Raw genomic sequence first — 26,428 nt, 5'->3', positions numbered from 1 at the left:
GGATTTCGTGAGCAAGTAAACTAGGAGAAAAGAAGCCATATAACCATTATTTTATTTTCGGGAAAACGAGAACCGAAAACTATACAGGCTCCGAAGTAAGTAAACTGATTTTCCTTGCAGAAATTCACAGCATTATGCTCCAAAAAGCAACTTTAGTTTCTAAATATATTTATATGGAATGAAAAGATAGTTACAATTAACGAACATCTGTGAGTGCACAGACCATCAGTTTCTGGCAGCAGAAAAACTAACAGGTAAATACGCAAGTTGTTAAGAAAATAAGAAGGAGCAAAAATCTATGATACAATCGTTTATAGTGGAACATTATCTCAACAAGGACGTAGATGTTTACTGCGGCGGACCTGACGTATTCAAAGGAAATGTAAAAGCCTGTGCAGACGACGTTTTGACGCTCAGTAGCCAGGGAAAACTTACCCATATAGCCATTGACAAAATAATAGCCATTTGGCAGGCTTAACTGATATAAACAGTTCATTGAATAAAAAGAGTGTTGGGTCCCGAACATATCAGGCCCTGAACGTACTGAATCCTGAACATACTGAGTGTTGAGGTACTAAATCCTGGAAAAGTTCCGAAGTTTTAATACTTCGCCTTTTCCAGCAGTTTTTAAGTTCAAAAAAGTGAAAAATGAAGTAATCCCATTAGTAGCTAAAAAATGAAGTAATCCTAAATAGCAAATTTTGGATCTCTGAATTACTTTTCAGTTTTCTTAACTCATGCTTTCCTGCAACTCTTTGCATGGGAAGCAATAAATTCCCTCATCAATTTTGCCCCAAGCATGGCAGTTTGCCCGGAATCATATTCAGGGGCAATTTCTACAACATCAAAAGCCATTGAAAAAGGAGCAAGCGTCCTTATTGCAGTCCTTACATCTCGCGCACTCAGGCCGAAAGGCTCAGGCGTGCCGAGACCAGGAGCATAAGACGGGTCTATTGCATCCATATCAAGGGAAAGATAGATCTGGCTGCAATCAAGCCACTCGAGGGCTTCTTTAAGGATCTCTACCATGCCAGTGGATTCCACATCATCAGCTGTATAATACTGCAGGTTATTTTCCCTGGCAAAAACCCATTCTTCTTCCGGGCCGCTTCTTATGCCTATAGAAACAAGATTCTTAGTAACCTCACTGAGAATATTTCGGGACACACAGGCATGGTTATACTTAAAGCCCCTGTATTCTTCCCTGAGGTCAAAATGGGCATCTAGGACAAGGACCCCGAAATCTTCTCCTGCAAGTTCGGCGCAGGCTTTCACCATAGCGAAAGTTAGCGAATGCTCTCCACCAAGCATAATGGGAAGCTTTCCATCATTAAGGAGGTCTTTTGTAGCTTCGTAGAGGTTCTGCAGAGTCTCGTCAACCAAAGCTGAAGTTTCCAGGTTTCCGGCATCATAGATCGGAAGATCGACAAGGTCTATGTCGAAAGTAGGATTGTAACTCTCAAAATTTGCAGAAGCCTGCCGCATAGCGTCAGGAGCCCAACGGCTGCCTGCCCTGTAAGAAGAGGTATTATCAAAAGGCACGCCGAAGATAACATAACGTGCAGATTCATAGTCTGCAAGAGCGTCTATAAAGGAATTGGGTAAAAACATAATTTAGCCTGATATGAAATTATTTGCTTAAAAAAAGAATGACTCAGGTTCTTAACCTGAGTTTCCACTTTAATTTAATAGATTTATGTCCGTATATCGAGTTTTATCTTGCCAAGAGCTGTAATGTAAGAAACTTCTTCGCCCTCTTTGATCTTGTCCTTGTATTCATCAGGAACTACGATCTCAAAGGTTGAAAAGTCTCCCATGTCCATAAGCTGGGTAATATCACCGGTGATTGAGATTACCTGAGCAGTCTTTCTTTCCACAATCGGGACATATATTTTGTTTGCAACGGAACCTATGTAGGAGCGCTTCTGGCCATCAAAGAGGCCGATAGCCTCTACCCTTGCCTTCGCAGCCCCGTGTTTTCCCGGTTTAGACTTGGTAATGCTTTTTATGACACATGCTTCGTCATCAATGATTACATATTTCCCTTCTTTGAGTTCCTTAACTTCTACCTGCTGTTTCATAATGATTCTCCCATACGTTTTTAGATGTTTATAAATAAGCTGTAAATGCCATTCCGGATTTGCCAGAGACTTTCCAAGGCTCCGGTAAAGTAGTATAAGAAGGCTTTTCTAATTTTTAAGTCTGACTCTTATTTTATCAATACACTACTTAAGATCTGCATAGAAAAACTGGAAAATATTCCGAGCTTGGAGTGCCTGCAGAGCTAATCTACAGATCGAGAACTAATACGATTAATTTATCCTTGACTATATAACGCTTGTGCGAGATTTTACGTCTTTTGACTGGATTTTGGGGAAAACTACCTGAAATCTCCGAAAAAATCCGGAAAAATCCAGATTAAAGAAATACTGGATTAAAGGAAATAGTGGATTGAAAGGAATATTAGGTTTCAAAGAGAAGATCCATTACTCAATAAAATTTATTAGCCTCTTGGAGCGTGCAGTATAGTAAATTTGCTTGGAAGTTTTTTCCTTTTTTCTTTTACAGATGTTTCCAGACTCCGTTCCGTAATTCCTACGCTACCCACACTGCCTTTCCGGCTTTCTTCTTAAAAGCAGATTCCAAGCTCCTTTAACTTTTCCGATCCAGGAACTCCTTCTTCATCCCATCCGCGGTAATGGTAATATTCCTTAAGTGCAGCTTCGAATTCCTGCCTGGGAAGTCCGTACCCTTCGTTTTCGCCCTCGTTTTCAAATAGCCTTTCAGGAAGGGTATCGTCTGTCCAGGAAAATCCTGCTTTAAGGTTATACGTTCTCTCCAGATTATAGATTCTTTCTCCAATTCTCAAGAGTTCCGCAGGCGAAATCTCCACACCTGCACCAAAGAGCAAAAGAGCAGAACCTAGCTCTTCGTTAAGAGCAAAACTGGAGTAAGGGCAGAATACAAAAGAATCCAGAACTGCATTCAGGTTTTCAAATACCTGGAGGATACCTGCTTTTCCTTTAAGGCTCAGACGGTTAAGGCTTACAGGCCTTCCAAGTACCTCGGGACCAACCATGAAAGCAGTCAGATAGTCACCCCCATGGCTGGAAGTAGCATAAGCCAGGGCCTGTCCCCTTATCCCACGCGGATCAAAACCTCCGAGTTCGAGCCCCTTTACATCCATGCTCAGATCTTTTCTCCCAAGGCCTGATAAGTATCGTCTGGCTCCATTTCCGAGTTTCCCTCCTTCCCCGATTTCAAAGAGTCTGGATTCCAGTTCATTAGCCTCGATTATTCCTTCTTTGAGTTCTGCGTATGCCCCGAGCACGGAACCTGCCGAGATAGGGTCAAGCCCGTAATCCTTGCATATCCTGTCAGCCTTAAGCACGGAAGTGAGATCAGGATTCTCAAGGTTAAACCCAAAAGCCCAGAGGGAATCATAATCAGGCAAAATCGCTCCTTCGGGTAAAATCGCCCTCTCAGGCAAAATAGATCCTGTCTCTTTAAACATCTGCCCTGCTCCTTTAATTTTCTTCTTACAACCCAGAGGACAGCCAGGGCAACTCTCATTTTCAAGCTCGAAAGTGGATTTGATACACTCTCCTGAAAGCTCATCTGCAAAGAGAGTCTTTTTTCCGGTAAAGTTCCTGCTAGGAATGAGATTCATATAATCCAGCAGTTTTACAAGCGCAGACGTACCGTAATTTGCAAGGCCTTTAGAAAGCACGGGACTTGCATCAAAGAGCTTCAACAGTTTTATCTCAAGTTCCCGGAACCTCTCTGGATCAGAAGGTGAAAGTTCTTTTTCTCCTTTCACAACCACGGCTTTGAGCATTTTTGAGCCGGCAACCGCACCCAGCCCTCCTCTTCCACTATGTATGGAATCAACAACAAAGGAGGAAATAAGAACCTGTTTTTCTCCTGCCCTACCAATACAGGCTACAATGCCTTTGTTTTCAAGGGCTTCAGTACACTCTCTGACATTCATTCCCCAGAGCTGTTCTGCGGGCACAATTTCAATATTTCCGGTCTCTATTTTTATATACGAAGGCCTTTTTGCCTTTCCGATAACAATCAGAGTATCGATTTCAGCTTTCTTCAGTTCACTTCCGAAGCCCCCAGTCATATTCCAGCTAAATACTGTGCCTGTTAAAGGCGATTTTGATGTGAGAACTGCACCTGAAGCCATGGGGGCAAGGCCAGAGAGAGGCCCAGAGGCAAATATAAGGGGATTTTCCGAGCTAAGAGGGTCAATATTCGCGTCTGTAAGTTCGGAAAGCAGTTTTACCCCCAACCCTCGGCCACCAAGGTATTTCCGAATTAAGTCCTCATCGGTCCTGACTGTATTTACAGATTCAGAACCAAGGTCTACATATACTGTTATTCCTTTCCAGCCAGCCATATTAATTCCTCTATTCCTTTTCCCGCTCCATTTTACTTCTGCTTCTTAATTCTGTTTTTACTTCTGTTTCCTAATTCTGTTTTTACTTCTGTTTCTTAATTCTGTTTTTACTTCTGCTTCTTAATTCTGTTTTTACTTCTGCTTCTTAATTCTGTTTTTACTTCTGCTTCTTAATTCTGTTCTCACCTCTGGATAGAAAACCATGGACAAGACCATAATAGTTAACATTAGCGTTTTTATTCAATAATCAAAGTATAAGAACTGTGACCTTAATGGCAACTAATCCCATAAACGCCGTAGATATACAAAATTAAATTACCAAATAAATCAAAAAAGAAAAATTAATGAATAAAAGTAGAGAATGTTGTTGATTTTCGTTATTATTCCCTGATGGCTGTAAACTCAATCCTCACTCTTAATTTACTTTTATCTGGTCGATAATTTCCTTTGCTTTCCTGACTATGTAATCTGCTTCATCAGCCGAAATCTGCTCGCATAGCTTCATCTCAGTGAGATGAATGAAGGAATTGAGCAGGGAAACAGCTTCTGTATTATCACCTATTTCATAGTACCATTTCGAAGAATCAAGCAGGCTAGTTAAAAAGTATAGAAAGACGGCTCTTTAAAAAATGCTATTGGAATCTGTATTTAAAAAAGGTTATATATTGAAGATCTTAAAAGAGCCAGCCTTTAAGACAGAGAAATTTCACTATATATTATATGAATCTGGAGAAACCTTACATCGTTTCTGTTTATGCCGTTCTACGGAACGAGAAAGGCGAATTCCTGCTTCTCAGGCGATCGGAAAATTCTCACAGCAATCCGGGAAAATGGGATTTGCCGGGTGGAAAGCTGGGCAATGGAGAACTTCTTAAAGATGCAGTTGTTCGGGAGGTCTGGGAGGAAACCGGGATTTCAATTACTCCCGGAGAGATTGCAGGATATGCTACCTTTGAGCTTCCAGACAAAAAGGTAATTGTCATAATATATGATGGAGGATATGTCATTGCTGATGTAAAGTTGAGCTATGAACATGTGGAACATGCATGGAGCTCTCTTGAGAATATTCTGGAAATGGATGCTCTTCCGGATCACTTCAAGGAATTCTTCAAAAGATTCGCTGCAGAAAATAAGGAACCCCCAGAGATGTCTATTTAAAATCTATCCGAAAAGTGATTACCTTCTGAGCCTGTCACAAAACCAATTTTTATTTTCATAATTTATAAGAGTTCTAGAATTGCTTTATTAGTCAGAATCTCAATTGACGATTTTAAAAATGAGTTTCAAAAAAGTAGATTTTGGGTTTTTGAATCAGCTCTTTAAGTAAAAATTCGAAAGAAAAATTAGTGACTTACACTAAGGCCATTAGTAAGCTAATAATAAAGATAGACCCCTTGAAAAATGATTAGTTTTTTAAGGGATATTAAACCTTATTTGCCAAATATAATGTAGTGTCAGCCCTCCCCCAGTCAAGGTACATTTATTAAATGATCTATTTGCTGTTTAAATGACTTAAGTACTTTAATTGGTAAATTAAACGTTGATTTATCCTTACTTTTAACATTGAATTTTGTATGGATGAAAATGACATCATATGCCTTATTTATAAATAAACATAAATTGTAAAAGAATAAAGTATTTATTTCACTTTTTTCTTGATTTAAAAGAGTATTATATATTATTTATCTAAAAAATTGATTTTTAGAGTGTACCTTAATTGGAGAAACTCTAAATGCATACCTATCATCTAAAATAAGCATTGTATGCCCTTAGTTTTAATACTTATTTGGAAGGACCCTAAATAAAGAACTTGTTGTCTATTTTAAGTATATTTTTAATACAGATCCTATCCCAAAAGTAATATTATATTGAAATTATAAATTTATCGTTATGTCATTCCATGAAATCGATGACGTTCTATGGAACTCCATAGAACCTTATCTTCCTCCGCAGAAACCGAATATAGAAAGGCCTCGTGCAAATTGAGGAAGTTAATGAACGGTATTTTATACGTTGTTATGACCGGTTGTACGTGGAAAAACGTTCCCAGAAGATATGGATCTAAGTCAACAGTTCATAGATTTCATCTATACTGTTTGAACATGGTATCTATCAGAAGATTTTCAATGAACTTTTAAACAAAAGTTATAATTTGAATAAGATAGATATTTCCTATTGCTTTACTGATACAAAGGATATTCCTGCCAAAAAAGGGGAAACACCAATTAAGATGCCTATAAAAAAGTAAAAAGGGTAAAATTAAGCGTTTTAGTAGACTTAGAATGCTTATCTCTCTTTATTATTACCATTATTATTATAATAATTATTATAATTATTATTGTTATTGTTCCCACAAATAAGAATAACTCAACTCGATATATTCCTACGCTTAAAAACTTCAAGATAAAAAGACCTGCAGGAAGGCCTGTAAACAGGCCTTCCAAAATGACAGCTGATGCAATGTATGATACAGCTAAAATTAGGAAATATAACAGGAGAAAAGGAATAAAGTCCAATGCACCAGAAAATAAAGGAAATAGGAAGAAAAAGAAGAGAAAAAAACCAATAAATTGAGATAAGTAAGAATAAAAAAAGAAAAGTGCAATATAGAGGTTTTTCAGTAGAATAGAGTCATGTAAAAAAGTATTTCCAATATATGAAATCAAAGAAACGTCATATTTAGGAGTTGTGATATTAGCAGTAATAATTAGATTACATGAAGCTTTGGGATAGGCTCACAATCTATAATTACAATTTCAAGAACTATTTTCATAATTATTACTTTATCGGGGTTGTTTTCAAGAAATTACGGATTAACTGAACTTTTTTTTAGAGATATACTCTTGAAATAATTCTATTCAAAAAAGTAAGCTTATATTTAAGAACAAATTTTTCGGTCATTGTCTTGTAAACAGCTAACAAAAATGAATAGGACTTATACAACTAAAGTAAAGAGTTGTAGAATTTACATATTAGTTGGTTTGTCCTTAAGGAGTCCTTATATGAAAAAATCTTTTTTATCTATGGTTTTATTAGTTATACTATTCTTGCAAGTAGCCTTAGCTATTATACCATCAATTGGAGTGGTTTCAGCTGCAGGCAATGTCACATCTTCAGATAATGTCACAATTAATGACTTTACTTGTAATATTACTCATGGGACTGTTCCTTTTGAGTCCAGGCTAAATGGTAACGTTACCGGTCAAGTTGCCAGATGGAAATGGGAATTTTATAATCCTCAAATTGACCACTGGTCTTACAGCGCTGGAAACGGAAACCTGGTAACTACTTCTCATGAATTTGGGAGAGTTGGTGCTTATGGAGTCTTCAATGTTACTTTAATTGTAGTTGGGTCTAATGGAAGTGATTCACTTAAAAAGATAGATTATGTGGTAGGAAATAAAAACACTACAGGTCTGCCAACTGCTAATTTCTCTGCATCTTCTACTTCTGGATATGCACCATTGAATGTAACATTTACTGACAACAGTAAAAATGCAACTACAGCTTTATGGTATTTTGGACTGACAAATACTTCAAAAGAAAAGAACCCAACATATACTTTCACTTCTCCCGGGACTTATAGAGTTGTTTTAGAAGTGAGCAATGGAAGAGGGTGGGATGCGACAGCTCAAGAAATAACTGTTCAGGGACAACAAAAAGTTCTTCCTGAAGCAGGCTTTGATGCCGATACATTCAATGGTCTCGATGTGCAGTTTGCAGACACCTCACAAAATGCAAATGGATGGAACTGGGATTTTGGAGACGGAACTAATTCAACCGAGCAGAATCCGACACACATATATTCGCAAGCAGGAAACTATACTGTCAATCTAATAGTAAACAATGAAAACGGAACAAGCCTAGCAAACAAGACAATAAATGTGGAAGACGTGAGCAGCTCAAGTGATGGAAGCAATAGTGAGGACAGCAGCAGCAGTAGAGATAGCGTAGGAACTGCAACTATAATAAGTAGTAGTGATAGTAGCAGTGGTAGTAGGAGCAGTGGTAGTAGGAGCAGTGGTAGTAGGAGCAGTGGTAGTAGGAGCAGTGGTAGTAGGAGCAGTGGGGGCACCGGGGGTTCGCCTGAACCTCAAAGCAATGTAGCAACTAAAGAACTTTCACAGACATCTATTACATATGGAAACTCTGTAAATTTCAATTTCCCACAAAATGCCACTCCTGTCACTAATATAAGTTTTGATTCAAAAAAGACTGTTGGCAAAACTACAGCTATAGTTGAGATGCTAATAAATCAGTCCACTCTGGTTTCAGAACCACCTTCTGATGAAGTATATAAATTCGTAAACATCTGGGTAGGAAACAGTGGATTTGCAACTCCCGATAATATTGAAAATGCAATAGTATATTTCAAGGTTGAAAAATCCTGGTTACAAGATAAAAATATAGACAAGTCTTCCGTTAACTTCAATAAGTACAATGATTCAAAATGGAATCCTTTACAAACTACTCTTGCAGGAGAAGATAATGAGTACCTGTATTTCATAACTGAAACCCCAGGATTATCGTCTCCTTTTGCAATAACTGGCAAGACAGCATCAAACGCAACTCTGAACGAAACAAAATCTGAAACTCAATCTGGATCTAATAGTAGTCTTGAAAACAATGCAAGTAATGCAACAAATGTTAAACAGACACAAAGTCCAAATACTTCTGAAAATGAAGGCAAAAAATCTCCAGGTTTTGAATCAGTTTTTGGGATCGTTAGTTTGCTTGCTGTATTTTTGTATAAAAGAAAGTAAGAATATGTAATTAAGAAAGAATATAGGATGAGGATTCAATATCCTCATCTAAGTTTTTTACATATACGTCTTCGGTTAAGTGAAGACTCATGATAAACTGCGTCAACTTTCAAAAATTAATTAGATAATTTAATAGTTTACGCGCTGGAACAAAGTATCGATTTCATGTAAACAGGCCAAAATTTAAGGCCGACTTCTAATGTAAAATTGATAGTTTTCAGGCAATAAAATTTCCTAACCGATGACCAATGAAGTCTTTTATAGTTCCATTTTTAGTTGCGAGGATGCTAACAACTATTCATTCTTTTTGGAGTCAAACATGATTCTGAACCGGAAATATTAGGAACTACTGTGAATATATCAGATTAGTTGAAATGGATTTAAAAATATGGATAAATGAAAAAAGTATCCTCTTCAAATCATAATATGGGTAAAAGTAAATTTCATACATTCATTGAAAACTTAAAAATTTAATAAAGAGGATGTGAATAAAGTATTATTACAACAATATTTTTATTACAACAATATTTTTTGTAAACTTATCCAAAACCAATTTTGATTTTTAGGATAAGGTTTTAACTTGGATTTAATCTGGGATACTTTAAATAAATTTTTACTTAAAATATTTATTCTCAAGTTTTTTCCTTTTTTTCCTGCTGCGCAGCCAGCTTACCCCGAGGGACAGGAGAACTACAAGAGCCGCAAGAGCTGCCATCTGCAGTATAGGCCCGTACTTGCTCAGGAGGAGGGGGTTTATATCTTCTCTTTGCTCGTACTCAGGATACATGATATCTTTTCTGTTGCTACTATGCCCCAGGCCCAGTGCATGTCCGAATTCATGCTTTGCAATAGAAAGCATTGTTGCATCCCCATACTGGTACCAGGCTCTTCCTTGATAATTTCCTACCTCAAGCACTATGTCGACCCTTACAAATCGACCATCAGATACTCTAGGGCTTGCATAGCCAGCAACGCCCTGAGGAGCACCTTCAACGTTCTCCAGATTCTCGACCCATTTTATCCTGATATCAGCTTCTTTAGAATCCACAAGTTTGAAAACAGGAGTAAACTCAAGGTTTCCGTTTCCTCCCTCCTCCCAGTATTCCATAGCCTTTTCTATTTGCGCGTAATAGCTCGGGCTGTAGTGTTCGGGAACATTGCTGTCATCAATATATACAGTAATAGGGGAGTGGTCCCATGGATAATCCAGAATTTTTTCCGGATTCGCTTCAGATACAGCTGAGACAGTGGGTAAAATAAGTACCATCAGTAACAGCATAAAAGAGAATCTAACTCTGTACATAGTCTCAACTTATATAAATCGGCCTACCATAATAAATATTATTAACCTGAAAACCTGACGTAAAAGTATCTATCTCCTGCATACATACAATATGCATCCCGCATATACTCCACCTTTATCGCACATGTGCGCATAAAACCAGTGCAAGAAGGCGGGTTTGTATCGGTGGATGATTATTGATGAAGAACTCCCAGATTAGCTTTTGGTCAGGTTTGTTCAGGAAATTAATTTTTCAAAATTAAATAAGATCCTGATGAACTGAATTTATAATATCACAAAAACGAATTACTACAGTGAATTTCTACAGTGTTTATAGTGAATTTAGATCTACTCAATTATCTATTTACTTAAAAGTGGCTTTGGAGATATTGCATATCTCACAGTTCGAGTCACAGCAGTATTCTTCTTCATTTCCTTCATCCGGAAATTCGGATGTAAGTGCTCTTGTGCTTTCAGCGAGTACTGCGGCATTGGAGAGAGATGCTCCTATCATAATTGCATAAAATATTTTTTCTTTGCTAACCCCTTTCCGTTTTGCGACTCTAATATGCATTTTTAGGCAATGCTCGCAGCGAAGGGCAGAAGCTACACCTATCGCGATAAGTTCAACTGTCTCTGGGTCGAGGTTCTTGAATCCCCTCATTATAGAGTTCTCGTAAAGCGTTTTTGGGATGAAAATCTCCGGGAGATCTTTCATGAAGTTCATTATATACGGGACTTCACCATACTGATTCCGGACATCTTCAAGGAGTTCAGGAACAGCTTTCTCAGGGTCCTTTTTCAAAATTTCCACAATATCCTCAAGTTCCATACGAAACCACCAGCGTAGATTAACGTGGAAAAAAGATTCGGACTCCGTTTTCTGTGGCAGGCTTTACAATATAGAGGATAAGTGAAAAACACGCACCCAGTAAAATGTAAAGCAAATAACTCTTAATGCAACAGAATCCGGGTCAAATTGCAAAACCAACGTCAGACTTAGATTTGATTTTTATCAATATATAATTTTTCATTTTTGATTTTGAAATATTTGCAAGTTCGGAAAGAGTAACCCCTTCATCAAATTCCAGTTTTTCAATTTTTTCGTGGAATTCATCATAAGGCAACTTGACTCTGAGCCCATTAAGCTGGAGGGTAAGTGGAGCAGGCGAAAGTACAGTTCGGATTTCCGGGACCTGGTTTTCAATCTCTTTCATAACTCTGGCAGGAAGCACTGCGAGAGGATCTTTTGCCTGCTGTTTACGAATATTATCAGCAATCTTTCCAACTCCTTCATTGAGTTTATCAAGGGCGCTAATTTCCTCGGCTTTTCTCAACCTGTGAGAAGTCCTCCCAATATCCCCAACGTAAAGGTCTGCTCCGGGAACTTCCTCGGTCTTAAGGTCAGGCCCGCCTGTAACCACAATAGGAATTTCTATGCCTTCAAAAAGCTTTGGCTTTTTGTTTATTATGCAGTCACTGAAAGACCCAAATGTGAAAACTGCAATATCGTGTTCGTTGATAAGTCTCCTTTCGTAATCCATGGACAGGGATACACGTCGCCCCATTCCTCTTGCAAGTCCTATCATGTTTGTATTGGCCCCAGGATGACGGAGATACTCTGCTATGTCACAGGCTGAATGCGGAAGGTGGTGAGAAGCAAGAGTTGGCGAAACAACTGCAATCTCAACTCCAGTCAGGGGAGCTTCTACCATCATTCCAAGTAGTTCGTCAGATTGCTTTTTCACTATTGGAATATCTTTTTCCGGAATAAGCATAATAAGATTGACTTCAGTCCCCGTAACTACTTTCTGGATTATGTAACCTCCAAGGTCCTCCAGCAGCTCAATTAAAAGTCCATGCTTGTGGACACCACCGGTATAAAGATAGGGTCGGAGTACAGCCATCTTACTTTTTCCCTCCTTTCGTCAGTTCTTCGAGCATCGCTCCTGCTTCTTCGATCCACTCATGTTTTAGTGCTTCCTCAGACGCCACGAAAATAAACTGGTTACCTTTATACAAATGATACCGAACCCTGAAACCCTCTGGAGTAACACGAATTGCAAAATCAACAAGATTTTCGTGAAGCCTGTGCCTTGGATCTGCAACCATCATATCTTTAAGAAAAGCCGCTTCTGCCCTTGGATTATCCGTACTTATGGTCACAGTCCAGCGGTCAGGCTGGCTGATATTTGCTTTTCCATAGCGTTCCCAGAGTTTTCCCAGTAATTCTGGAATATACTGCTCTTTTTTGATTGAAATTATTATCTGACTGGCAATCGGTTTTACTTCCATGTCAGCAATATCAGTTGTTGTAACTCTGGTGCCCACATCCCTCAGGAGAATTGCCATCTGAAAAAGGGAATCTTCAGGTCTCAACACTACCTTTATTCTCCCTATAGCCGGGACAAGCTTGAGACTTGAAAGATTGTCCTCGATAATCTTTCTATAAAATTCCTGCTCCGGAGCAATTGCGGACTCGACATCAAAAACTTCAAGTGGATCCATCTTTTCCTCACTCCTCCACAAAGCCCGAGGCAAGCAAAGCTGCTCCTACTGCTCCTATAAGGTGTGAGTTCTCAGGCACAAGGACATCGATCTTTAGAAGTTCTCCGAGGGCTTTTGGTACTCCTGCAATTAGGGAAGATCCACCCACAAGAATAAGTGGCTCTTTAACATCTACTTCCTGTAACTGCTGCTCATAGATCTGTTCTACCACACTATAGCAGGCTGCAGCAGCCACATCCTCAGGAGTGGCTCCTCTTGCAAGGGAATTTACAAGGGATTGAGTTCCGAAAACTATGCAGTAGCTGTTCATAGATACATGTTCATGCATCCCTTTAACTGCCAGAGCTCCCAGTTCAGTGATATCTACACCAAGCCGCTTTGAGATCATCTCAAAGAAACGTCCGGAAGCACCTGCGCAAATCCCACCCATTGTAAACATTCCGGGAATTCCGTCCTGAACCGAGATTGCCTTGTTGTCCATACCGCCTATATCAATAACTGTTGCATTGCCTTTCTGCTTATCAGCAAGGTAGACGGCTCCTTTTGAGTTAACAGTAATTTCTTCCTGAATAAGTTGAGCTTTAAAATGAGTACCTATAAGAAATCGCCCATATCCGGTCGTACCCAGAGCCTGAATTTCTTCCCTGGAAACACCAGCCTCTTTCAGGGCAATAGAGTAAGCTTCTTCAGCACTTTCAAGGACTTTTGTTGTGGGCACCCAGCCCATGCCTATTATTTTGTTGTCCCTCATTATCACGGCTTTTGTTGTTGTTGACCCTGAATCTATTCCCGCGGTCAGCCCTGTCTGAACTTCCCTTGTAAGAAGGTGCCTGCGTCTGACAATTGTAGTAAGAGCTTCCAGACGAGTAAGAAGCGTACCCGCACTGGTGCTTTCGGTAAAAGAATAGCTGATTACCGGAATATTGGAATGTTCATGGATATATCTTCTGACCTCATTTCGTACAATAGCTCCTTCGGCACAGCGGAAACAGGTAGTAATGAAAACTCCGTCCGCATTGGTTATACCTTCAACAACAGCTTTTGCCCGAGCCATCATAAGCCTCAGGTCTCCACTCGCAACCTCAAGCCCGAACTCTCTGCCTATAGTATCTACAGATGAAACATCAATTTCAGGATAAATAAATTTTGCATTCACTTTAGCTGCTGCTTCTTCAAACTCAGGCTGAACTCCAGCATACTCAGAGCCACAGGATACCAGTGCAATCTTAACAAGTCCCGACTCTTCATCACTCATTTTTTGCCCTCCTTTTCTGATTGTTTTTCACTTTTTGACTTATCATCTTCAGACTTCTCATTAGGCAATGACTCCAGAAATGTCACGATTTTGTTTACAAAATCACGGGCTTCGTCGTCGGATTCAGGGTACTTCACTTCGAGTATGGGGACACCTTTTGAGCGGACCAGATACTTCGTCAGCTCATTTGTACGGTTACAACCCACGCAACCAAAGTCCGTAGGTGGGTTTTCAACTATAATTGCAGCTTCTGTCTGTTCTATAAGAGGGCCTATCAACGACATTCTTCCCCTAACTCCAGCCGGCACTTCAATTGCAGCATACTTAAGACCCAATTTAGGGTCTTCAGGAGTAATATTTAGAGGAGGAGAGTCAAGGCTGAGGCTTGTAACTTTTTCTCGGATCTGACTCATCATAGTAAGGGGTTTGTGCCCGAAACGTTCAACCAGATCAGCTAAAATAAGACTATTTATAGGATAAATGAAAACCTTTGCCAAAAAACTCACCTCGCAAGCTCCTCTTCAATAACTTTTTCCAGGTCCGAAGTTTTAAGCCTGCATTTCTTTTTGCATTTTTCTGTTACACATTCCTTTGCTTCCAGTTCGTCAAGTGCAGCCCCTATGGAAGGAAGCATTTCCACTTCTTCCCTCAAGAAATGGAAACCTGGTCGTGGGCCACCTCCCCTGCTTGCGCGGCAGCGCCTCTCATCTCCTGGGGGAAATCCCCTATCCTTTACGAAAATATGATTTTTATCCAGTTGCCGGATTTGTTCAACCAGGGTCTGGACATCATCTTTGGCTCCTGATACGATAAGTCCAAAACATGTCTCCTTTACCGTAACTGGAAACTCTGACTCATAGATCTTCATAGCTGCATCTGAAGGCAGCACTTTGTCCGAACTGATTACAATGTACTTTGTAACCTCTTCTTTTTTCGTTTCCGTCATCTTTCGTCTCTCCTTAGCCTTGGGAGACTTTAACTTTCAATAGATTAATATGACTCCGCTTAAACATCTGGACTCATTAAAGCAGCCACGTTGTAATAAGCTGACTTATTCGTAGTAAAATTTAACCGATACCTGCAAGCCGAAAATCAGCTTAAGCTACTAACCAGGTACTTATACGTCTACTTACTTATGAATGTGCTTATATATATTACTTTTTTTATATATTATATTTATTATGTACGCCTAAGTAGTTATCCAATTGTATTATATATTATACTTTTAAGTTTACTTGCGTACAATTTCAGTTACGTATATCACATCTCCTTCTTTGACAGCAAGGAGCTTTTCAGGATTTATTATCCTGCCGACAATATTAGTTGAGGAAAATCGTTCTCCAGTGGGGCCGAAAAGTTCGTCGTCTCCAAGTCTTACTCCTATAGTTCCCATCCTCTTTGCAGCCTGGTTTGTGATTCCTATTTCCCCTCCGAGTACTTTGTCCGTGGGGGTATTTTCTGGAAGGATTTCCTTATACTTCACAACTTCCTTTTCTGTCTTAAAAAGGTAAGTATCGTCATATATCATATAAACAGGCAATTTCCCAACAGTTTTTGTTTTAAGTTCAAGACCATGGCGGAAGAAATCCACAGATTTCGGGGCTTTTTCAGGGTAAAGCTCAATCTCAATCAGTTTATCTCTGGGTACTGCATAAGCAGTCACTTTTGCTTCTCCAAGGATCTCAAGGGTTGTTGGAGGGTCCTGACTGACGATTACGGCATCTTCTCCGGTATATCCGTCTTTTATCAGTTCAACCCCTATGGAAGAAAGTACAAGCCCGGCCTCCTCAAAGCTATGTCCCAGAAGCACTATCTGGGGAGGAAGACTCTCAACCGAAAGCTTCTGTCCTTCTTCTGCAAGTTTAATGAGCTCGATACCTTTCGTTACCTGCCCTACAACCGAGTGAACAAGGCTTGAAGGACGCTCCTCTCTTGAGATATATATTCTACCCAACCCATATCCGACTGTACGGACAGAAATTGCACCTTCTCGTCTTGGCTCGAAATTTTCGTAAGGAGCAGTTACTCCCTTCAGGCCATCATCTGAGATAAAGGAGCTAGTAGTAACATCTACATTGAGAGTTCCTTCACGAGTAAGTGCATAGAAATGTTCTGCCCCTTTTGGAGCATTTCTGGAAAGCTCAACCTCAAAATAAGTAAATATGCTGTTCCCATCTTCAAGCGGAACAGAAAGATCAGTTGTGCAGTTCTTTTCTGAGATTTGTTCCCATTCTATGATTGGTTCAATACCAAGAATTGTATCTTCTCTGGAAAGCCTGGACAAAATTTTCCTTCCGGTCACAACTTCTGCAAAGACTCCGTCTTCAGGAGTTCCATATTCCGCAGTATGCCTTTTAAGCGAAAAAATAAGATGTGTGTTATGGGGATCAAAACCCCCTGCTCCAAACATCACCTCAAACGCTTCAAAACTCCCGGTCTCACGCGAAGGTTTAATTTCGGCTTCAAAAGGCCCGAAAGCTAGAGCTTCAGGACTTGCCCAGTGGATAGATTTCCCTTCGTACTCTTTAAAATGCTCAGCCCATAATTTTCCTGAAGGCGATTCAGGATTGTTTATTTCTATTCTGAATTCTCCTCTGGGAGTATTGATAGCGTATTCGGTGACTATTTCTATCTTTTCCTCAGCGACCTCTTTCAGAATTCCGACCGCTGTACCGGCTATATAAGGGGCTCTGGAAACTTTAAGGGCATCTCCAAGGGTAGAGCCTGCAGGTAAGGTGTATTGTTGCCCATTCACCTCTACGCTAATCTCATTACTCGTAATCGGCACCTCATTTAGTATTTTTCTATACTAGAGGTGGCAACATATTTATATCTCTTCTGCAGCTTGGGCCCTTTCGTCTTCGGTGAGTTGAGAGAGTATATTATTTGGCTCACCTAAGTCTACAATCTTCCCGTTACGCATAAGTGCGACACGGTCACATATCTCGTTTACGAAGTCGATATCGTGAGAAACTACAACAAACGTTTCTCCGATCTCTTCTCTAGCTTTCAGGATGGAATTCGTCACCGATACCTTGGTAATCGGGTCCATAGTCCCTGTTGGTTCGTCCATAATGACGATTCTCGGCTCTTTGATCAGAACCTGTGCAAGTGCAATTCTGTGCCGCTCTCCTTCACTCAGCTCATCAGTCATTTTGGGCAAAATAGCTTTTGCTTTATTTTCTTCAAAACCTGCAGCTTTGAGAGTAATTACGGCTTTTCTGACCCCGAGTTCAAAAGGCAGATCAAGACTAATAGACTCGGTAAGATTATCTATTACTGAGCTATGAGTGTAAAGGCCGTACTCCTGGTGCAGGAACCCCATATATTTGGTTGCTCTTCCTTTATTATCCACTCCCAGCTTTGTCATGTCAACCCATTCGTCTCCCACGCGAACCTCAACCTCTCCGGATGTGGGCGGTAATATTCCCATTAGAATTTTTGAGGTTGTAGTCTTGCCCGCTCCGCTCACTCCGACCAGCCCGAAGATTTCTCCTTCTTTCACATCAAAAGAGATACCGTCTACAGCTCTGACCACACCTCTATCGACTGAAATATAACGTTTTGAGAGGTCTCTTACCCTGATAATAGGTTCCCCGACCATAACGTTCTTTTCCTGCCTCACAATGGATACACTTTGCATAAAGACCGCAGAAACCTCTAGTGGATCTCCTTCCTTGACTACCTCTCCGTTTTCAAGCAGGATAGCTTTATTCGCCAGCTGTTCAATAACTTCAGGCCAGTGCGAAGTCAGGACCATGCTCATATTATAATTCTTGACTGCCCTTATCATAGCATCATGCACCAGCTTTGCAGTCATGGGATCAAGGGTACCTGTGGGCTCGTCAGCTAACAGGAGCAAAGGGTTTCTCACAAGCTGCCTTGCAAGCACAACCCTCTGTTTTTCTCCGCCTGAAAGCTCTCTTGCAACATGCATCATGCGGTGACTTAGGTTTACTTCTTCCAGCAGTTCGATTGCTTTTCTCATAGAGTCTTGTCCGGAATATCCGATTTCATTCAGGGAGTTTATGACGTTTACAAGAACCCTTTCGTCTCCGTAAAGGGCAAAGGTGCGCTGAAGCATGATAGCTATGCGCTTTGTAATATCTTTCCTTATCGGAGCATAAAGTGAAAGTTTTACAAAATCAGCTTCGAAAGCTTCCAGTACTTCTCCACAGACCGGACACTTCTGACCTGTTTTACTGGGACGCTCTATGTATCCGCATTTCGAGCAGCGAGATAGATGATAAATTACTTCACCTGAAATGTTCTCAAAAGACTCTGTGCCGCGTAGTACATGCATCAGGATTGTTTTTCCGGACCCGCTTTTACCCAGAATTCCAACTATTTCCCCTTCATTGATACTTAAGTTTACGTTTTTCAGGGCCTTATGACCGTCGAAATCTACGGTTAAGTTTTTGACTTCAATAAATACTGGCATGGATTTTCCTCCGCAATTATGAGCTGCAATACTTTCTGGTGGCTCTTGCCTGTCTGGGCATATTGCTCAAGAGTGAAAGACAATTGCTATAAATGAATAATACAATAGTACAAACAACAAACTTCATACACTTAACGAATTTCACACATTTGGGCAACAACTACATAAGAGTAAAGATTACATAAACATAACGCATTATTTTTTCACTGTTAACATTTAAAGCTCATTTAAAGTCAAGTCCTCTGACGAACTTGCTTAATCAGTACTTTAATCTCGTCCTGTATACTGACTCAATATGTTATATTGATTTATTTATTTGTCTTATTATTGATCTGTCGTGTTATATTGATTCGTTTATATAATAATTCTCTTTATTTTTGGTTACAGCACTTTTACCACATCCACAACTTTTATAATATTGTCAATAATCACGTCTGCTGCTTCTCTTAGTTTAGTAGGTCTTTTATCGCCCTGCTGTGTTGTCATTACTCCCAGATCTGCTGCTCTGAATGCCAGTATGTCGTTAATTCCATCCCCTACCATGACTACTTTATCATACTTTTGCTTTAGTTCTAGCACTACTTTTTCCTTCATAATGGTGTTTGAAAAAGCAAAGACTCTTTCCTGAGGAATGTTTATGAACTCGGCAAGCTGCATGAGAGCGAATAAACTATCTCCAGATGCTATATACGTATCCACTTTCATAGAATGGAGAGCCTGGATCGTTTGTAATGTAGTACTGAATACATGCCCTCCTGTACTCAGGATATATGGCACGCTTCTAGCTTGAGAGTCAACTATCAGGCCTGCCGCCAGGTAAAAAACATTCGGACAGTGGGATGTAACCGCTTCCAGCACATCATGTATGTCGCCCATTCTTGGGGATGTTCCTTTTAGGATATCACATGCAATCTCCGGAGTAAAGTTTCCTTTTGAACATCCTATACCTATTGAAACTCTGTACTCTTTTATAAACTCAAATAGAGACATATCTTTTCTTGAGCTCAGGAGTATATCACTTTCGGCGTTCAGAACTACAAGCCCGCATCCATTCTTTTGCGCGACGATAGCAGTGCTCTCTATGTTTTCAAGAATATTCCCGGTACTAGCTTCTTTTGCAACCCTGTACATATGTAGAAGGGTTCCGGCACTGTCAAAGACCACTGCAATTCTTTTGGACATATCAAGTGATTAAGCTATTAAATAAAAAAATCTTTGCGAAAATTTGAGAATAAAAGAGAGATTTATAAAAATAGTAGTGTGTGAAGAAAATTTAACTTCACAAAAATGAAGCCCCTGAGATCAGGACACCAGCAAAGAACCCCAGGATTACTCCGGAATTCAAAAAGGGAAGACCTGCCTGTGGATTTCCTTTCATTACCTGAATGGAAAGGATTGCGTGACCTAGAAGCGTGCCCAGTATGGCCCCAGTGACTGGATAGAAATTACTTTTCATGAAGACATTTGCTGATACTACCAACAGAGTAGGCATAACCGCATCTCCAAGCCCCATAAAAAAGGCCTCGTGCTTTCCTTCCTTTTTGAAGTCTTCCTTCAAGAAAGAATATTTCAGGTTTTTTGGAATTACAAACATGATTGGAAGCTTCAGATCCATTATCCCTTCAGCCATCGTTACCATATGCTTTGTTTTGTACACCGATATAGCGTCGTATATTGCAAGAAGCAGCAGAAGTATTATTACGGGGACAACTGAGAGGGAAATTCCTATCAGAGCACTGACCCCGGCTGCAATACAAACTCCCACAATGTCAACTATGTACCATTCTGGATATTTATAGAGCAGCACTGTTATTCCTATGGATAGCACAATTGAGGCAATGGACTCAAATCCTGAAAGAGACGGAATAAGGGTAAACAGGGCGAGGACTACGTAATAGATAGTGCTTATTATGGCCAGATAAATAAAGAGGCTGATTACCCACTTCATATTTTTCTTTATTGCTATAAGGACAAACAGGGTAAAAACCAGGATCATTATAATATAATATATAGAATTAGACACCTGGGTTGGGTCCTCAAAAGCCTGCATTCCACTAACTTCCATTGGTGTGGACAAAAAGAGTGCAAGAATCTGCACTATAAGGATTAGTCCTCCCATGGAAATAATGGGGAAATAATCTTTAATTGATTGTTCGATGGAACTCAAGTGCTAAACTCCTTAATTCTTAACAGTATGCCTTTTCTATTCCCTTATTATACTTACTGTATTTCTCCGACTTCTCGTGACTATTTATATATAACTTTACCTGTGGATCTCTCTTTTCTTCTATTATATTAAATGGGGATTTTTCCATGAAATACTTCCAGGATACATCTCTGAGACATTGGCTCTTTTTCCGAAGTGTCAATAATAAAAAGTGACAAGGTGAGACCATAAATAAATAATTTGTGATAAGAAATAATAGTATATCTATTAAAGAATAGTAAAATAGATAAAAATAGAAAAGCAGTAAATAATTTAGTGGAGACATGATACTGGAGGTTAATATATTTCCATTTTTAAAAGATGAATATTTTTAAAAAGATGGCGATAGTTAGAACTTATATATAAGTCTTACTGTTTCTGCGGCACTAAACACATTTTATCAATAGAAAATTACTGTGGCGCGAACATACATCACTGCAAGCAACGAGGTATGTTCGTGCCACAGATCTAAATCCCGTTAAAGAGAATAATAACCCAAAACAATTTAGTTTGAACAGGGTGGAATTTCGTTTCAAATTCAAAGAATTTATGTTTGTTTTAGAAACTGAACCAGAAGAAGCATAAAATATTATTTGAGCATATTGATTTTAAGATTAATTTACATACATATTAACTAAGTTCATTTAATCCAAATTAAATAAACTGTAGGATAGCAATGTTTATAAGTCTAGATCTGAGTGGTTGAAAATGGACAATAAAGAAAAAAAAGATCTTCAAGGAGCTAATTTTATAAAGACTAAACTTGAAGGAGCCGACTTTATGGGGGCTAATCTGGAAGAGGCAAATTTTATAGGTTCTAACCTTAAAGGAGCTAACTTTAAAGGAGCTAACCTTGAAAAAGCTAATCTGCAGGCAACTGAACTTCAAGGAGTTAATCTTCAAGAGGCTAATCTTCATAGAGCTAAACTTCAAGTGGCCACACTTTATGGAGCTGATCTTCAAAGGGCTAACCTTCAAGAAGCTAACCTTCAAGGAGCTAACCTTCAAAGAGCTGACCTTCAAGAGGTTAATCTTCAAGAAGCTAACCTCCAGAGAACAGACCTTGTAGAAGCAAATCTTGAAAAGGCTAAAGTTCAAGGGGCTATATTTTGTGAAGCTGATCTTCAAGAGGCTAATTTTCAAGGAGCTGACCTTCAAGGAGCTGACTTTCAAGGAGCTGACCTTGAAAAAGTTAATCTTCAAGGAACTAATCTTAAAGAGACTAGCTTTAAAAGAACTGATCTTGAAAAAACTAACCTCCAGGAAGCTGACCTTCAAGGAGCTGACCTTGAAGAGGCTAACCTGCAAAGAGCTAACCTTCAAGGAGCTAATCTTAAAGAAGCTAATCTCCAAAGAACTGACCTCAGAAAAGCTAATATCCAAGGAGCTGACCTTGGAAAAGCTAACTTTGAACAGGCTAACCTTAAAGGAGCTAATCTTAAAAAGGCTAATTTTGAGAAAACTAATCTGGAAGAGGCAAAACTTAAGGAAGCTATCCTTCAAGGAGCTAACCTTATAAAAGCTAAACTTATAAAGGCCAAACTTCAAAAGGCTAACCTTAAAAGTGCTAACTTCAATGGCGCTAACCTTATAAAAGCTAAACTTGAGGGTGCTAACCTTCAAAGAGCTAACCTCAAAGAAGCTAATTTTAATGGAGCTGACCTTCAAAGGGTTAACTTCAGAAAAGCTAATCTTCAAGGGGCTAAATTTAAGGAGGCAAATCTAGAAGGGGCTCAGCATTTATTAGTTGACCAGCTTTCTAATGTAAAAACACTTTATAATGCAAAATTAGATGAAAAACTTTTCACACAATTAAAAGAGAAGCACCCTGCCCTCTTTGAAAAACCTGAGTAAGAGTCTGTCCAAAAAGTGTTATGAACTATCGTAATTCTTACCATATGAACATTAACAACCTGAAAGATTATACCTTTTGTATTTATTGAATAGTATATTGGTTTTTTATATATTTTCTTATTTTTAGATAGCTGTTCATTTTTATATAGACTTTTATGATTAATAGCCAGAAAGAAACAAAAAGGCAGAAATTAAATCTGAGATAATTGACAGGGACTCTAAACTGTTATCCTTAACAAAAATATTACTTTTTTCAATGTTTCTCAAGATATGAACTATCAATAGATAGCTACATTGATCAAGAATCAGAGCAATTTAAGTTTAAAGGAGGGGTTTTATAGCTTTTTTTGAATACATTAGAACAGTGAAGCAAGGTGATACTTTTAGAGACTGGCTTGTAGAGGTCCTTGGGGATAGAATACATAACAAGAGTTGTGAAGTTCGAATTTTTAAACTCAGTCACGCATCGCATAGAATCTGTAAATATGAATTCAAAGGGGAAAAACTCACTGTTATAGCCAAATTTTTTGCAATACCTACGGGAGTGATCAAAAAATACGATAGTTACAGTTTAATGAAGAAAGAGTATGAGGATCTTAAAAAAGCTAGAAAAATAATTGATGTCCCGGAACCTATTGCAATAAATAAAAATTTTAATTGCGTTTTGGTCAGTAAATATGTACCTGGAAAAACTTTATTCTGGTACTTCAAGCACAGGAGAGAGCTTAAAAAAAAGTTAGAACATATAGCAGATATGCTTAGAAAGCTTCACGAAAATACGCATACATATTATGATAAAGAAAATGAATTTTCAAAATTTCATTATGTTTTGAATCACCTAAAAATCAGCCGGCGTATGAAAAAAGAATATAAACGCTTGCTTGGAAAATGGTGGCACAGTTCCCTCCTAGACACAAAAAACGGTTGTATGATTCATAACGATTCTACTCCTGTAAATTTCGTGTTCCACAAAGGAAGATCATTTTTACTGGACTTCGACCTCGCAGCCCGACACGGACATTTCGCATGCGATCTAGGGATACTTTGTGCTGAACTTAATTACTATTTTGCGCGGAAGGGATCGAGCCAGAGAGCAGAGCCTTATATCCACCATTTTCTGAAACATTACAGCAAAGATGAAAAAGAATTCCGAAAAATAACGAAAGTTATTCCGTTTTATATGGCTTATGGCCTGCTGAGAATTGCAATGTTTAAGTCTAATACGAGCTACAGGGATTATCCTCTGAGGGAAGCAAAGAACTGTCTGAAGGCAATAGAGAAAATTTGAGAGCTTATATTTGGACTCCTGATCCTTATTGCACCGTTTCTTGACATCTATCTCTACTCGAATTAAATGTCACATAAACTGGAGTTACTAGAAATTCTATAGTTTCACAAAGAATATAATTACGCGTTTAAACCAAAGGGTACCGGAAGTCAATAAACTTATTTTGTGACAAGCCCTGAGCAGTAAAAAAGAGATTAAATGCAAAATATACTTGCAAAAGAACGTATAATTACTTATTCAAACTATATAACTGATTATTCAAACTATATAACTGATTATTCAAACTATATAACTGATTATTCAAAGCCGACATTAAGGGATTTACTGGCATTTAATTTTTTGAAATATTAATCATGAATGTGGATAGGATTATGCATATTTCCAGGCATCCCAGATATGCATCGCGTTCATTCCGAGGCTTTGAGGTGGATAAATATCGTTTTCTGGAGTGTCGCCAATAGAGAGCACTTCCCAGGGCTCAAGCCCGAGACCGTCGAGAGCCATCTTAAAGAGCCGGGTATCAGGTTTCTTTACACGGTGGTCCGAAGACATAATTGTGAAGTTAAAGCGATCATACAGACCCAGAAAGCGCAGTTCCTGTTCCGTAAAAACTCTCTGAGCATTGGAAACGATGCACTTAGGGACATTTCGGTATTTTTCAAGCAGCTGCAGGCTTTGAGGGTAAGCTTCAAGTTTTCTTATAGACGCAGTTCTGAAGACCTTTGCTGTCTCAATTCCAAGCCAATAGGGATCGATTTCTTTAAAGGCGTTTTCGGCACAAATTTCCGCAAAAATCTCTTCTATACGGATATCCGGGTGCTGCTGGCCTGAATTGCCTAGTCTGCCCATGATTTTCCATCTGTATTCTTCCCTGAGCCTCTCAGGTTCGATCCGCACTCCCTGGTAAAGCAGCCACCTGCTTACTCTTTCATTTGTTTCTCGACTTTTTTCGTCAGTTTTGATGTCGATAAGGGTTTTGTAACAATCAAAGATTAAGCCTTTAATTTTTCCGTTTTGAAGCATAGGTTTTCTCCTTTTATTTTATACTTTATTATGAATTTTGGGTTTTCTATATCATATTTGATCAATCACAATAATACCCTTCAAGCATATAGATATTTTGGGTATACGTCTATTATGAACAATTATCAATATATAGTTTTTTATTTCTATATAGTAGTCTATCATTAATTCGCAACCTAAAAAGTAAGAATAGTAGGGATTTAATTTGTCTTATTGGTTTCATTGTGTAGTGAAACCGGAGTAATAGAAAAGTCCAGTCATGAAATAGAAGATATGCCAGAGCTCATCTCTCAGATGTTCATCGGGGTTCGGGAACTTCTTGGGTTTTATATGGATTTGTGAGTCTCATCAAGAAGCTAGTGTCAAGAAAATTTAGTTATTGGTCACATGTTAATTCTGAATCGCTATATATTAATGAGGATAAATCAAAAACTATACTCAATAATTAAATTGCCATAATACTAGTCATCGATTTTGCTTTATGTAAGTTCCAAGTTTGGAGCTTTCCGCGAAAATTGAGCCAAGCGAGAAAAATTTAAAAAGAATTAAATGAACGGCAATGTGACATATTTTAAGAGTAAAATTAAACTGATTGTGTCCATAGATTGTTGACTAAGTTTAACAATAGAAGAAAATCCAACTTTTTTGCCTGGATTTGAGAGCAGTCTTTCTACTTGAGTTTTCAGTAATTGACCTATGATCATTAAACTTTTAAACTAAAGGTCTAACTTGATGTTTTCATAGTTTCTTTCACATCTACCGCGAAGTATAATTTTATCAGTATGAACCTGCATTTGAGTTTGTTTTACATGCGCTATAAAACATAGAAGAACTGGCTCCCTCCATGCAGACCCCTCATTCATAAATCATGATTGAATCAAGCCTTGCAGTACCTACCTTTGTCCAGTATTTACACACAGGACAGTATTGAGTATCGCTGCCTTGACTCATCTTCAGTATTGAATGGCATTCGGGACAAATTTTTAGACTTTTCATAAATAAATCTCCATGGTAAATGGATAGTTATCTGAATAGAACCTTAAATAAAGGATTTTAGATCTCCGTAGAAACCTTCCTAATTCGGGCAATACTGCAAAGTCACAGTATTCCCAAATGTGCTACTGGGTTGGATTTCCGTCAGTCACTGTCCTTATTAAATTTGTGAGCTGCAGGGGAAGAGATGCCTACAGCCCATAGAGATCTGGTTGAAGGTACTGGAAACCTCCTAAGTCGTAAATAGAATAGAAATAATATATATTTTTTGGATATATTCAATATAGTAATAAAATAGACTAATTAGTTTTAAAGTAAATATTCCTTATCATAAAGAATTCCCGCAATTGAAGTACAAACTCAATCACACACTGGATTGTTAACGGTCTGATATTTTAGATAGTTGATGG

23 protein-coding genes are annotated in these 26,428 nt (G+C 38.8%); 7 read left to right on the top strand and 16 right to left on the bottom strand.

Going from position 1 to position 26,428, the window contains the following annotated elements; all coding sequences use genetic code 11:
- Positions 1–298 precede the first annotated feature (298 nt).
- Positions 299–478: an MM0924 family protein gene (locus MSBRW_RS01625; RefSeq protein ID WP_011305721.1), complete on the top strand. Its 180-nt coding sequence runs from the start codon at positions 299–301 to the stop codon at positions 476–478.
- Positions 479–735: 257 nt separating this feature from the next.
- Here MSBRW_RS01625 and speB read toward each other — a convergent pair whose 3' ends face one another.
- The 3 genes from speB to MSBRW_RS01610 all read right to left on the bottom strand — a co-directional run bounded on the left by speB (position 736) and on the right by MSBRW_RS01610 (position 4,405).
- Positions 736–1,611, bottom strand: a complete 876-nt coding sequence (gene speB / locus MSBRW_RS01620) for an agmatinase (RefSeq protein WP_011305722.1) — start codon at positions 1,609–1,611, stop codon at positions 736–738.
- An 83-nt stretch (positions 1,612–1,694) separates the two neighbouring features.
- Positions 1,695–2,081, bottom strand: a complete 387-nt coding sequence (locus tag MSBRW_RS01615; protein WP_011305723.1) for a translation initiation factor IF-5A — start codon at positions 2,079–2,081, stop codon at positions 1,695–1,697.
- 548 nt (positions 2,082–2,629) lie between these two features.
- The gene (locus MSBRW_RS01610) at positions 2,630–4,405 is read right to left on the bottom strand and encodes an aldehyde ferredoxin oxidoreductase family protein (RefSeq protein WP_011305724.1); all 1,776 of its coding nucleotides are present in this window, start codon (positions 4,403–4,405) and stop codon (positions 2,630–2,632) included.
- Positions 4,406–5,125: 720 nt separating this feature from the next.
- Here MSBRW_RS01610 and MSBRW_RS01605 point away from each other — a divergent pair.
- From MSBRW_RS01605 to MSBRW_RS01595, 4 genes are all read left to right on the top strand, one after another.
- Positions 5,126–5,563, top strand: a complete 438-nt coding sequence (locus MSBRW_RS01605; protein ID WP_011305725.1) for an NUDIX domain-containing protein — start codon at positions 5,126–5,128, stop codon at positions 5,561–5,563.
- A gap of 761 nt (positions 5,564–6,324) precedes the next feature.
- Positions 6,325–6,543: a transposase gene (locus MSBRW_RS24125; protein WP_155398083.1), complete on the top strand. Its 219-nt coding sequence runs from the start codon at positions 6,325–6,327 to the stop codon at positions 6,541–6,543.
- 307 nt (positions 6,544–6,850) lie between these two features.
- Positions 6,851–6,979, top strand: coding sequence for a hypothetical protein (locus MSBRW_RS23755; RefSeq protein WP_268990279.1), 129 nt, complete (start codon positions 6,851–6,853; stop codon positions 6,977–6,979).
- Between the two features lie 428 nt (positions 6,980–7,407).
- Positions 7,408–9,168 (top strand): PGF-pre-PGF domain-containing protein, encoded by a 1,761-nt coding sequence (locus MSBRW_RS01595; protein ID WP_011305726.1) that lies wholly within the window; start codon positions 7,408–7,410, stop codon positions 9,166–9,168.
- Between the two features lie 613 nt (positions 9,169–9,781).
- Here MSBRW_RS01595 and MSBRW_RS01590 read toward each other — a convergent pair.
- The 11 genes from MSBRW_RS01590 to MSBRW_RS01540 form a co-directional block, all read right to left on the bottom strand.
- Positions 9,782–10,435 carry a matrixin family metalloprotease gene (locus MSBRW_RS01590; RefSeq protein WP_230669919.1) on the bottom strand — a complete coding sequence of 218 codons (654 nt, stop codon included), beginning with the start codon at positions 10,433–10,435 and terminating at the stop codon, positions 9,782–9,784.
- Between the two features lie 379 nt (positions 10,436–10,814).
- A complete protein-coding gene (locus MSBRW_RS01585) occupies positions 10,815–11,282 on the bottom strand; it encodes a carboxymuconolactone decarboxylase family protein (protein WP_011305728.1) in 468 nt (155 codons plus the stop codon).
- A 142-nt stretch (positions 11,283–11,424) separates the two neighbouring features.
- Positions 11,425–12,357 (bottom strand): methanogenesis marker 7 protein, encoded by a 933-nt coding sequence (locus tag MSBRW_RS01580; protein WP_011305729.1) that lies wholly within the window; start codon positions 12,355–12,357, stop codon positions 11,425–11,427.
- Position 12,358: 1 nt separating this feature from the next.
- Positions 12,359–12,958 carry a methanogenesis marker 17 protein gene (locus MSBRW_RS01575; RefSeq protein WP_011305730.1) on the bottom strand — a complete coding sequence of 200 codons (600 nt, stop codon included), beginning with the start codon at positions 12,956–12,958 and terminating at the stop codon, positions 12,359–12,361.
- 7 nt (positions 12,959–12,965) lie between these two features.
- A complete protein-coding gene (locus MSBRW_RS01570) occupies positions 12,966–14,213 on the bottom strand; it encodes a methanogenesis marker 15 protein (protein WP_011305731.1) in 1,248 nt (415 codons plus the stop codon).
- Positions 14,210–14,719 (bottom strand): methanogenesis marker 5 protein, encoded by a 510-nt coding sequence (locus tag MSBRW_RS01565; RefSeq protein ID WP_011305732.1) that lies wholly within the window; start codon positions 14,717–14,719, stop codon positions 14,210–14,212. The genes MSBRW_RS01570 and MSBRW_RS01565 overlap by 4 nt, the downstream gene beginning before the upstream one ends.
- Entirely contained in the window at positions 14,716–15,159 is a 444-nt protein-coding gene (locus tag MSBRW_RS01560) for a methanogenesis marker 6 protein (protein ID WP_011305733.1), read from the bottom strand. The genes MSBRW_RS01565 and MSBRW_RS01560 overlap by 4 nt, the downstream gene beginning before the upstream one ends.
- 285 nt (positions 15,160–15,444) lie before the next feature.
- A complete protein-coding gene (gene mmp3, locus MSBRW_RS01555) occupies positions 15,445–17,001 on the bottom strand; it encodes a methyl-coenzyme M reductase-associated protein Mmp3 (protein ID WP_011305734.1) in 1,557 nt (518 codons plus the stop codon).
- 39 nt (positions 17,002–17,040) lie between these two features.
- Positions 17,041–18,654, bottom strand: coding sequence for a methyl coenzyme M reductase system, component A2 (gene atwA / locus MSBRW_RS01550; protein ID WP_011305735.1), 1,614 nt, complete (start codon positions 18,652–18,654; stop codon positions 17,041–17,043).
- A 381-nt stretch (positions 18,655–19,035) separates the two neighbouring features.
- Positions 19,036–19,836, bottom strand: coding sequence for an HAD family hydrolase (locus MSBRW_RS01545; protein ID WP_011305736.1), 801 nt, complete (start codon positions 19,834–19,836; stop codon positions 19,036–19,038).
- Positions 19,837–19,933: 97 nt separating this feature from the next.
- Entirely contained in the window at positions 19,934–20,821 is an 888-nt protein-coding gene (locus MSBRW_RS01540; RefSeq protein WP_011305737.1) for a presenilin family intramembrane aspartyl protease PSH, read from the bottom strand.
- Between the two features lie 747 nt (positions 20,822–21,568).
- On the opposite strand from MSBRW_RS01540, the gene MSBRW_RS01535 reads away from it, so the two are divergent.
- A complete protein-coding gene (locus MSBRW_RS01535; RefSeq protein ID WP_011305738.1) occupies positions 21,569–22,714 on the top strand; it encodes a pentapeptide repeat-containing protein in 1,146 nt (381 codons plus the stop codon).
- 364 nt (positions 22,715–23,078) lie between these two features.
- Positions 23,079–24,002 carry a phosphotransferase gene (locus MSBRW_RS01530; RefSeq protein WP_011305739.1) on the top strand — a complete coding sequence of 308 codons (924 nt, stop codon included), beginning with the start codon at positions 23,079–23,081 and terminating at the stop codon, positions 24,000–24,002.
- A gap of 369 nt (positions 24,003–24,371) precedes the next feature.
- On the opposite strand, the gene MSBRW_RS01525 is transcribed toward MSBRW_RS01530, so the two are convergent.
- On the bottom strand, positions 24,372–25,025 hold the full coding sequence (locus tag MSBRW_RS01525; protein WP_011305740.1) for an HAD family hydrolase: 654 nt from the start codon (positions 25,023–25,025) through the stop codon (positions 24,372–24,374).
- An 855-nt stretch (positions 25,026–25,880) separates the two neighbouring features.
- Positions 25,881–26,021, bottom strand: coding sequence for a hypothetical protein (locus MSBRW_RS22820; RefSeq protein ID WP_196298016.1), 141 nt, complete (start codon positions 26,019–26,021; stop codon positions 25,881–25,883).
- Between the last annotated feature and the right edge of the window lie 407 nt (positions 26,022–26,428).

This window comes from Methanosarcina barkeri str. Wiesmoor, from assembly GCF_000969985.1.
GTDB classification, from domain to species: domain Archaea; phylum Halobacteriota; class Methanosarcinia; order Methanosarcinales; family Methanosarcinaceae; genus Methanosarcina; species Methanosarcina barkeri_B.
Note: the sequence above shows the minus strand (reverse complement) of the source record. Positions and strands in the feature narration are given on the sequence as shown.

What these genes read in the sequence shown, in the direction of transcription:
- MSBRW_RS01585 (WP_011305728.1), bottom strand. Translation starts at nt 11,282, where the DNA reads ATGGAACTTGAGGATATTGTGGAAATTTTGAAAAAGGACCCTGAGAAA.
- MSBRW_RS01610 (WP_011305724.1), bottom strand. Translation starts at nt 4,405, where the DNA reads ATGGCTGGCTGGAAAGGAATAACAGTATATGTAGACCTTGGTTCTGAA.
- MSBRW_RS01525 (WP_011305740.1), bottom strand. Translation starts at nt 25,025, where the DNA reads ATGCTTCAAAACGGAAAAATTAAAGGCTTAATCTTTGATTGTTACAAA.
- MSBRW_RS24125 (WP_155398083.1), top strand. Translation starts at nt 6,325, where the DNA reads ATGGAACTCCATAGAACCTTATCTTCCTCCGCAGAAACCGAATATAGA.
- MSBRW_RS01560 (WP_011305733.1), bottom strand. Translation starts at nt 15,159, where the DNA reads ATGACGGAAACGAAAAAAGAAGAGGTTACAAAGTACATTGTAATCAGT.
- speB (WP_011305722.1), bottom strand. Translation starts at nt 1,611, where the DNA reads ATGTTTTTACCCAATTCCTTTATAGACGCTCTTGCAGACTATGAATCT.
- MSBRW_RS01545 (WP_011305736.1), bottom strand. Translation starts at nt 19,836, where the DNA reads ATGTCCAAAAGAATTGCAGTGGTCTTTGACAGTGCCGGAACCCTTCTA.
- atwA (WP_011305735.1), bottom strand. Translation starts at nt 18,654, where the DNA reads ATGCCAGTATTTATTGAAGTCAAAAACTTAACCGTAGATTTCGACGGT.
- MSBRW_RS01625 (WP_011305721.1), top strand. Translation starts at nt 299, where the DNA reads ATGATACAATCGTTTATAGTGGAACATTATCTCAACAAGGACGTAGAT.
- MSBRW_RS01590 (WP_230669919.1), bottom strand. Translation starts at nt 10,435, where the DNA reads ATGGTACTTATTTTACCCACTGTCTCAGCTGTATCTGAAGCGAATCCG.
- MSBRW_RS23755 (WP_268990279.1), top strand. Translation starts at nt 6,851, where the DNA reads ATGACAGCTGATGCAATGTATGATACAGCTAAAATTAGGAAATATAAC.
- MSBRW_RS01575 (WP_011305730.1), bottom strand. Translation starts at nt 12,958, where the DNA reads ATGGATCCACTTGAAGTTTTTGATGTCGAGTCCGCAATTGCTCCGGAG.
- MSBRW_RS01580 (WP_011305729.1), bottom strand. Translation starts at nt 12,357, where the DNA reads ATGGCTGTACTCCGACCCTATCTTTATACCGGTGGTGTCCACAAGCAT.
- MSBRW_RS01570 (WP_011305731.1), bottom strand. Translation starts at nt 14,213, where the DNA reads ATGAGTGATGAAGAGTCGGGACTTGTTAAGATTGCACTGGTATCCTGT.
- MSBRW_RS22820 (WP_196298016.1), bottom strand. Translation starts at nt 26,021, where the DNA reads ATGAAAAGTCTAAAAATTTGTCCCGAATGCCATTCAATACTGAAGATG.
- MSBRW_RS01595 (WP_011305726.1), top strand. Translation starts at nt 7,408, where the DNA reads ATGAAAAAATCTTTTTTATCTATGGTTTTATTAGTTATACTATTCTTG.
- MSBRW_RS01605 (WP_011305725.1), top strand. Translation starts at nt 5,126, where the DNA reads ATGAATCTGGAGAAACCTTACATCGTTTCTGTTTATGCCGTTCTACGG.
- MSBRW_RS01535 (WP_011305738.1), top strand. Translation starts at nt 21,569, where the DNA reads ATGGACAATAAAGAAAAAAAAGATCTTCAAGGAGCTAATTTTATAAAG.
- MSBRW_RS01615 (WP_011305723.1), bottom strand. Translation starts at nt 2,081, where the DNA reads ATGAAACAGCAGGTAGAAGTTAAGGAACTCAAAGAAGGGAAATATGTA.